Genomic DNA, 8,057 nt, shown 5'->3' with positions numbered 1-8,057 from the left:
ACATACCTAACTCCTAATTCGCTGCGGCCTGAGTTGTTTGAGTTTCGACAACATCAATTGGTTCCGCTTTTTCACCTCTAAAAATCCAACATTTAACGCCAATGATGCCGTAAGTTGTGAGTGCCTCGGCAAAGCCATAGTCAATTTGGGCACGTAGCGTATGCAGTGGCACACGACCTTCTCGGCTCCACTCTGTGCGGGCAATTTCAGCACCACCAAGTCGACCAGCAACACAAACCTTCACGCCCTCTGCGCCCATACGCATGGAGCGGCCAATTGCATCTTTCATCGCTCGGCGAAATGCAACACGGCGCATCAGCTGGCTAGCAATATTGTCAGCAACAAGCTGAGCATCTAAGTCCGGCTTGCGGATTTCGACGATATTAATCGTGACATCACGCCCAACCATGCGCTTCAGTTCGTTACGCAGATCTTCGATCTCCTTACCCTTCTTGCCAATTACTAGGCCGGGACGCGCAGTACGCACATTAATCTTCACACGGTTAGCAGCACGCTCGATGATAATGCGAGAAATTCCAGCACTAGCTAAACGTTTAGCGATGAACTCCCGCAAAAAGAAATCTTGCTTAAGTTGCACAGCATAGTCGCGCTTTTTAAACCAGCGAGAATTCCAGGTCTCGGTGACACCAATACGAAATCCAAATGGATGAACTTTTTGACCCATTATTTTATGCTCCAACCTCGTCTAATTGAACATGAATTGAGCTACTACGCTTAACAATCGGAGTGGCTCGGCCCTGCGCACGTGGCATAAAGCGTTTTAATTTACGCGCTTCATCAACCCAAATACGCTTTACATACAACTCATCAACATTTGCCGAAGCTAATTGCTTAGCGTTAGCGGCTGCAGAGAGCAGCAATTTCTTTAAAAGTGGCGCTGTCTTTTTGTCGCAAAAATCCAACTCGGAAAGCGCGCTAGCAAGTTTAAGTCCGCGCACTAAATCTGCAACAAGTCGGGCTCGTTGAGGAGATACGCGTACGTTCATCAAGCTTGCCTTAGCGACGTAGCCTTCGTTTTCCTTATCTGTCTTCATAGAAAATCCTTAAAGCTTAATTAATTCTTACCTGTTGTCGTTGCAGCGACCTTCTTCACACCACCATGCTGGATGAAAATTCGCGTCGGAGAGAACTCTCCAAGGCGATGTCCCACCATATTTTCTGTGACGTAAACCGGATTAAATTTTTTGCCGTTATGCACAGCAAAAGTTAAGCCAATCATATCAGGAGTGATCGTTGAGCGGCGTGACCAAGTCTTAATTGGTCCTTTGTGCTGACCATTCTTCGCACGCTCCACCCATTTCATCACGTGTAAATCAACAAATGGTCCTTTCTTAATCGAACGAGCCACAAATCATCCCTCCTACTTACGTCTACGCACGATTGAACTATCAGTGCGTTTATTATTACGTGTCTTAAATCCTTTAGTTGGCTGACCCCACGGAGTTACCGGATGGCGTCCACCAGATGTCTTACCTTCACCACCACCGTGCGGATGGTCGACTGGGTTTTGAGACACACCGCGGTTATGCGGCATGCGCCCACGCCAGCGTGAAGCACCAGCCTTACCCCAGACTACGTTTGCGTGGTCTGGGTTACTGACTGTGCCAATCGTTGCACGGCAAGTTAAAAGGATTTTCTTCTGCTCACCAGAAGGCAAGCGCACAAGCGCATATTGCGCGTCAAGCTTAGCCATCAACTGCGCTGCTGTTCCAGCTCCGCGAGCAATTTTAGCACCACCGCCAGGTTGCAATTCAACGTTGTGAATCATTTCACCGACAGGAATGTCTTTAAGCTGAAGTGCGTTACCAGTTTTTACTTCGGCATCACTACCAGCAAGGATTTGCTGACCAACAGTTAAACCAATTGGGGCAATGATATAGCGCTTTTCGCCATCAGCGTAGTGCACAAGGGCGATACGGGCGCTACGATTTGGATCGTATTCGATCGCGGCAACACGACCTGGGATACCGACTTTATCACGACGGAAATCAATAAAACGATAACGGCGCTTGTGTCCACCGCCGCGGAATCGCACAGTTACGCGTCCATAACTATTACGTCCATTGGTGCGCTGCTTTGAGCTTGTAAGAGATTTTTCTGGAGTATCTTTGGTGATTTCAGAAAAATCAGCAACAGTTCTGAAGCGCAATACTGGAGTTACTGGTCGAAACGATTTTAGACCCATGACTGTATATGCTCCCTACTATAGACCTTCAATAACGTTAAGTGCACTGCCATCGGCAAGTGTGATGTATGCTTTTTTGCGAATGTCGCGCTTGAGTGCTTCATTGCGTCGTTCTTTGCCAAGCACGTTGACGAGGCGCACGGCTTTAACCTTAACGTCGAAAATTTTTTCGATTGCACCTTTAACTTCGTACTTGTTAGCATCTGGATGAACTTCGAAAACTACGCAGCTATGCGCAGATACGTGTGCTGTTTTTTCAGTAATCACTGGGCGACGCACAATGGCGTATGGATTGTCTTTAACGCTAGACATTTTAGTCTACCAACCAATATTGTGGCGTTTCCATCTGTTCGGAAACGCAGTTAATAAAAATTTGCTTCGACTCGACATATCAGTTCATGTCGAGGCTCAAATTCGCTTTTCGGCCTACGCCAAAAAAGAGAGGGCTCTAATACTAGATGGACAAATAAATAGCAACTTCAAGGCGTTAGATTAATTTCCAAGCATAACTATCCGAAATTATTAGATATTATTTGCATTGTTGCGCATTAGCTATAGACCATTGCACAGGATTAACTCGAAACTCCGACCAATAACTTTTGCAATCATCAAGCGATACCTTCAATCATTTATCTAAACTATAAGTCAGTATCTTTTTATCAATTATAAAAATGTCAGCACATTAGATATTATTGCTTACCGAACAAAGAGAACAGGAAGCAGACTATGAAAAACGAACTATTATTTTTATTAGCTCAGCAATTTGGTAAAAATACGAATTTAAAAAGCAAATTGAAAAAGGTCCTCATTGTTGGATCCATATTTTCAATACTTGGATTGGTTGTAGTCGGCACTATAGGCTACTATGTCGTCAATCAGGTCATTAGCCTTGCCAGCTCGCCACAGGCTCAAGCCGCAGGCAGTAAAGCGCTTGCTGAAGTAACTCGCCTGCAAGGAAACGTCACTTCGCCTAGTTGCCTAACTCAACTCAAGTCGATGTTAAATTTCGATACGTGGCTCAATACTCCACTGGCTAATAATGCCGCGGTGATTCAACAAGTATGCTTGAACGCTCGTGCTAAGATCGAGCAAGAAAATCAAGCACCACAGGAAATTAAAGCCGATCTACAAAACGTTTAGAGCTCATCATATGATGCTTTTGAAAAATCTTTTTCATAATTGAAGGACAGCATGAAAGCTAAAGCCAAAGCAAAACCTCAAAAACAATTCGACCGTGAAATCGAGAGAAATATTAGAAGCAAAACATTTGCCAAGCTACTAACTCGTATCGCAACTGCATTAAATAAAAATCAATCAGTTAGAGTTGCCATCAAGGGTTCACGGATTGCGGTGCCAAAAAACGCCAAGCTTAGTGTCGTCCATGAAAAAGAAGGATCAAGCCATGAGCTTGAATTGCAGTTTAGTTGGAAGGATATAAAAAAGTAAGTCCCCAGCGATTGGTGGCATTATCGTAATTGATTCTTAAAAGCTCTTTTGTTGCTAAGTCATAACGAAAGAGCTGATAACCACCATCTTCATGACTGTGATTGCTTGCAGATGTCGCAGCGAAAACGAGAGTATTATCAAAAACTCGCGGAAAGTATTCGTGCCCATGTGGGCCATCAAGATCAAGTAAACTTTGGACTGTCCCTGAAACAAGATTCGCTTTAAAGATACCAGCACCAGCTTTAACATCTTGATTGCGAATCAAGACAAGCTCTTCGGGATTGATAAAGCTAGCTTGGCAACCTTCAGAAATTTTCTTGATTTGACGCGCTTCAATTGAGTATAGCCAAATTGTCCACCGCCCACCTTTGTCAGAAGTAAAGGTTAGTAACTTTCCATCTGTGCTAATCCGCGGCTTGACAACTTCATAATTGTCCCAAGTCGAAGCTAGCTCAACAGGAAAAACCTCGTGCTCTGTTTTTGTTGCTAGATCAATACTGATTACTTTTTTCCGATCACGCTCAAAAATGACATGCCTGCCATCTGCAGTAAAACTTGGAAAGGTGCCATCTTGAGCTAACAGACGACTATCGCTTCCATCCAGCTTGACCATCCAAATCGAACTTTCAGCGTAACGACCAGCACCCTTAGCGTTGGCGTAAACCAACAAATCCTTGGAAGGACTTAAATCCGGAAACATTTCTTGCGCAGGGGATTCATCGACGATCTTACGTTCACCCTGGCGTGACACTTCATAAATGCCAAAAGTACCGCTGCGATTTGAATCAAAAATAACACGCTGATTGCCAGAACTCTCAGCAGGCTTTTGTTGGACATACTTGACCTTGTCTTGCTTCTCGGCCAATAACGTGCTCTGCGCAATTAAAAATGAGCAAACAATAAAAGTGAGAATCTTAATAAATGACTTCATCTTCGCAACTTGTACGGTTTGATAATTTGCAACTTGTTGCTTACGTTTAAACCATGGGAGCAGCAGGAGGACAAATGCAATGAGTCCCAAGGAATACCCATAACCTTGAGTGAAAAGATGATGTGAAATACTGGTCAGTTTAGCTAAATCAAGTGGAAACCCAAGTAGGGAAAATACCGCAATCCAAGTGCCTTGATATGTGCCAATTCCGGCAATTCCAGAAATCGGCAGCGAGCTAGAAGTCTCGGCGGCACACATTCCAAGAAAAACTTTACTAAATGGAAGTTCTGAAACGGTGTAGCCTCGCGGCTCTAGGAGTGCGATCAGAAAAGCATAAAGTCCGAGATATTTGCAAAGCCGTACCCCAAAAGAAAGCGTTAGAACGCGACCCAATATCTTGGCATTAGCAACAGCATCCAATTCAACGCTGACTTTGCTTAGAAACTGATTGAGCTTTGTCGGCAACTTACTGCCTAAAAGCTGAAGTAATAAATGGAAAATCTGTGGGAGATATTTCGCAATCGAACCCAAGACGATTAAGAGCCCAAAACCAATGGCAAAGAAGGCAACTGGAGAAAAAGTTTCGCTCCCTAGAGTGAATATCGCTGCAAAGAGAATTAAAGGTGCCATGGCCACCAGATCAAACAAAAATGCATAGCTGAAAGACGAAAGTGCTGGAGCGATTGGGATGCCGAGACGCGTTTGCACCAAATAGACATAGATTAATGTTCCAATTCGAGCAGGCAGTAAATCTGAGAAAAGATTACGCACCAGCACAATCAGATACATCGCCAGCCGCGGTGTTTGTAATCCGGAGGCCTGGAGCAGCAATCTAAAACGCCAAGTCGAAAAAATGCTCATCGTAAATGAGCAGATTAGAAACGCAAGGATCCAGCGGCGATTTGATTGGCGAATTAAGTCAAGAACGTCCACAAAGGAAATGGTCGAGAAAACAAAGGCCAAAAGCGCAAGCGTCAGCAGAATACTAAGTAAGAGCGGTATGTGTGAATTTTTCTGTTTCAATGTTTGGCAGAACTTCTAGCAATCAGACTAAGTAGATTATGCCAAAAAGTTTGTCTCAGGAGAAATTGTGGTTTAGCTCTTCGACTACTAGCGCAATCAAGTAAAAAGTGTTTGCGATCTTACAAATCTGCGGCGCACTACGTGATCTGGGATGAAATGCCCGCCCAATTCGACACGTCGCTTAATCCGAGCGATTGCCTCTTCGACAGTATTTAACTAAACGAAAATTAAGTTAGCCTTAAGCAGTGAAAGCTTCTAAGGCTTTTCCAACAAAAAGCACTTGCTTAGCATCGAGCACATCGTAAACGTTAATCCCTTCAGGGCGAACGATTTTTACGCCATCGATATTACGTAGGCTTTTTTGTGTAGCTGTTTCACTTGCAGCAATTACTACTAAGGTTTTTGAACGTGGAGAAATACCCAATTTTTTCAACACATCAACGGCAGTTTTTGTTTTGATATTGTCTGTCGCAAAACTATCAACCGCAATCACGCAACCCTCAGCTTGACGGGCAGATAATGCAGACTGCAAAGCTTGCTTCTTTTCTTTCTTGTTGAGAGAAAACTCATAGGATCGCGGCTTTGGTCCATGCGCAGCTCCACCACCAGTCCAAAGTGGAGAAGTATTGGAACCAGCACGAGCAGAGCCAGTGCCTTTTTGCTTAAATGGTTTACGTCCACCACCGCTCATTTCCGCACGTGTCAAAGTGGAGTGCGTACCTGCGCGCTGCTTCGCACGTTGATAGCGCACTACTTCGTGCAGAAGTTGTCCTTTTACAGTTTGACCAAACCAGTCGGCAGACAGGTCCTTAGTGCCGACCTTGCCGCCCTTGGCATCGACGACTGTAATTTGTAAATTTTTTTCTTTCACAGCTTTCGCAGTTTTTGTTGTAGCCACAACTATTAACTCCAAATAATACTTCTTATCTTGTAGATTCTCTAACTAGAACAATTCCACCTTTTACGCCTGGAACTGCGCCCTTAATTAATAGCGCATTGTCTTCTGAACGGATGGCAACAACAGTTAATCCTTGTTGCATCACACGATCAGTTCCCATGTGACCACCCATGCGTTTGTTTTTGAAAACACGTCCAGGAAATTTACGACAACCAATTGATCCGCCGTGACGGAAATATTCGTGAGTTCCGTGGCCAGCATCAAATCCCGCCATGCCATGGCGCTTCATCACACCAGCAAAGCCTTTACCTGTGCTCGTACCAACAACATCAACTTTCTGACCGGCCTTAAAAACTGCATCGCAGCGAATTTCCTGGCCAAGTTCAAATTCATCTTGAACTTCACGTCCAGGTGTATCGAGGCGAATTTCAGCAACAAACTTAGCAAATCCCTTCTTTGCTTTTGACATGTGACCAGTCGTTGCACGATTTACACGCTGTGGTTTCTGAGAACCAATACCAACTTGCACAGCCCGATAACCGTCCTTCTCAGGTGTTTTGACCTGGAATACAACGTTCGGCTCCATCTCAACAACAGTGACAGGCACAACTTCACCTTTCTCTGTGTAGTAACGTGTCATTCCGACTTTTTTCCCGTAGAGCGCCTTCATATTCCCTCTGTTTCTATCTTTAAAATTTGCCTTAGTGTTTACTGCAACTTAATTTCCACATCGATACCAGCAGAAAGCTCCAACTTTCCAAGATCATCAATTGTCTGCTGAGTTGGTTCAAGAATATCGATCAAGCGCTTGTGCGAGCGAATCTCAAATTGGTCGCGCGACTTTTTATCAACGTGTGGCGAGCGATTCACTGTAAAACGTTCGATTTTAGTAGGTAGTGGAATTGGCCCTGCAACCTTTCCGCCGGTGCGACGTACGACCTGCACGATCTCCTGAATCGCCGTGTCGAGCACATGGTGGTCATACCCACAAAGTCTAATTCTTATTCTTTGACTTCCAATCATAATTACACTCTTCTTTTGTTAAGCCTTTTACCTGTAAACTTCATCAATCTTGTCATCTTGCCTTCGACCCGAGCTCAGGCCGAGGGAAGCGAGCCACTTGTGGTGAGTCGAAATCTCCAAATATTTTCGACCATCAGCGTTTGGAGTTCCTTCGACTCCGTACGCTTCGCTCAGGATGACAGTTAATAAACTAGGCGATAATCTCCGCAACAACACCCGCCCCGACAGTACGTCCACCTTCGCGAATCGCAAAACGTAGCTCCTTGTCCATGGCTATCGGCGTAATTAACTCTACCGTTACCGAAATATTATCTCCCGGCATCACCATCTCCACTCCCGCCGGTAGCTCAATCGAGCCTGTTACGTCTGTCGTACGGAAGTAAAACTGTGGTCGGTAGCCCTTAAAAAATGGCGTATGTCTACCACCTTCCTCTTTCGTCAAAATATAAATCTCCCCCTTGAACTTAGTGTGCGGAGTAATTGAGCCTGGCTTTGCCAACACTTGCCCACGCTCTACTTCCTCACGCTTT

The 8,057-nt window shown here is 44.7% G+C and carries 12 protein-coding genes; 2 read left to right on the top strand and 10 right to left on the bottom strand.

Going from position 1 to position 8,057, the window contains the following annotated elements:
• Positions 1-13 precede the first annotated feature (13 nt).
• The 5 genes from rpsC to rplW are packed head-to-tail and all read right to left on the bottom strand — an operon-like array spanning position 14 to position 2,518.
• Positions 14-685, bottom strand: a complete 672-nt coding sequence (rpsC, locus tag JNK13_04245) for a 30S ribosomal protein S3 (protein ID MBL7661946.1) — start codon at positions 683-685, stop codon at positions 14-16.
• A 4-nt stretch (positions 686-689) separates the two neighbouring features.
• Entirely contained in the window at positions 690-1,055 is a 366-nt protein-coding gene (rplV, locus tag JNK13_04240; GenBank protein MBL7661945.1) for a 50S ribosomal protein L22, read from the bottom strand.
• A gap of 20 nt (positions 1,056-1,075) precedes the next feature.
• On the bottom strand, positions 1,076-1,369 hold the full coding sequence (gene rpsS, locus JNK13_04235) for a 30S ribosomal protein S19 (GenBank protein ID MBL7661944.1): 294 nt from the start codon (positions 1,367-1,369) through the stop codon (positions 1,076-1,078).
• Between the two features lie 12 nt (positions 1,370-1,381).
• Entirely contained in the window at positions 1,382-2,206 is an 825-nt protein-coding gene (gene rplB, locus JNK13_04230) for a 50S ribosomal protein L2 (GenBank protein ID MBL7661943.1), read from the bottom strand.
• A gap of 18 nt (positions 2,207-2,224) precedes the next feature.
• A complete protein-coding gene (gene rplW, locus JNK13_04225) occupies positions 2,225-2,518 on the bottom strand; it encodes a 50S ribosomal protein L23 (protein ID MBL7661942.1) in 294 nt (97 codons plus the stop codon).
• 414 nt (positions 2,519-2,932) lie between these two features.
• Here rplW and JNK13_04220 point away from each other — a divergent pair, with 414 nt between their 5' ends.
• Together JNK13_04220 and JNK13_04215 are read left to right on the top strand one after the other, a co-directional pair.
• Positions 2,933-3,346, top strand: coding sequence for a hypothetical protein (locus tag JNK13_04220; protein ID MBL7661941.1), 414 nt, complete (start codon positions 2,933-2,935; stop codon positions 3,344-3,346).
• A 51-nt stretch (positions 3,347-3,397) separates the two neighbouring features.
• Positions 3,398-3,652: an amphi-Trp domain-containing protein gene (locus JNK13_04215; protein MBL7661940.1), complete on the top strand. Its 255-nt coding sequence runs from the start codon at positions 3,398-3,400 to the stop codon at positions 3,650-3,652.
• Here JNK13_04215 and JNK13_04210 read toward each other — a convergent pair.
• The 5 genes from JNK13_04210 to tuf all read right to left on the bottom strand — a co-directional run.
• Positions 3,627-5,606, bottom strand: a complete 1,980-nt coding sequence (locus JNK13_04210; GenBank protein MBL7661939.1) for a flippase-like domain-containing protein — start codon at positions 5,604-5,606, stop codon at positions 3,627-3,629. The two genes, JNK13_04215 and JNK13_04210, sit on opposite strands and share 26 nt — an antisense overlap.
• Positions 5,607-5,844: 238 nt before the next feature.
• Complete coding sequence (gene rplD, locus JNK13_04205; GenBank protein MBL7661938.1) at positions 5,845-6,456, bottom strand: 50S ribosomal protein L4; 612 nt, start codon at positions 6,454-6,456, stop codon at positions 5,845-5,847.
• A 73-nt stretch (positions 6,457-6,529) separates the two neighbouring features.
• Positions 6,530-7,174 carry a 50S ribosomal protein L3 gene (gene rplC, locus JNK13_04200; GenBank protein MBL7661937.1) on the bottom strand — a complete coding sequence of 215 codons (645 nt, stop codon included), beginning with the start codon at positions 7,172-7,174 and terminating at the stop codon, positions 6,530-6,532.
• 38 nt (positions 7,175-7,212) lie between these two features.
• The gene (gene rpsJ, locus JNK13_04195; protein ID MBL7661936.1) at positions 7,213-7,524 is read right to left on the bottom strand and encodes a 30S ribosomal protein S10; all 312 of its coding nucleotides are present in this window, start codon (positions 7,522-7,524) and stop codon (positions 7,213-7,215) included.
• Between the two features lie 193 nt (positions 7,525-7,717).
• A partial coding sequence (gene tuf, locus JNK13_04190) for an elongation factor Tu (protein MBL7661935.1) occupies positions 7,718-8,057 on the bottom strand: 340 nt, incomplete at its 5' end.

This window comes from bacterium, assembly GCA_016786595.1.
Lineage (GTDB): Bacteria > Bdellovibrionota_C > UBA2361 > SZUA-149 > JAEUWB01 > JAEUWB01.
The sequence above is the reverse complement of the archived record's forward strand: the minus strand, read 5'-3'. Positions and strand labels throughout refer to the sequence as shown.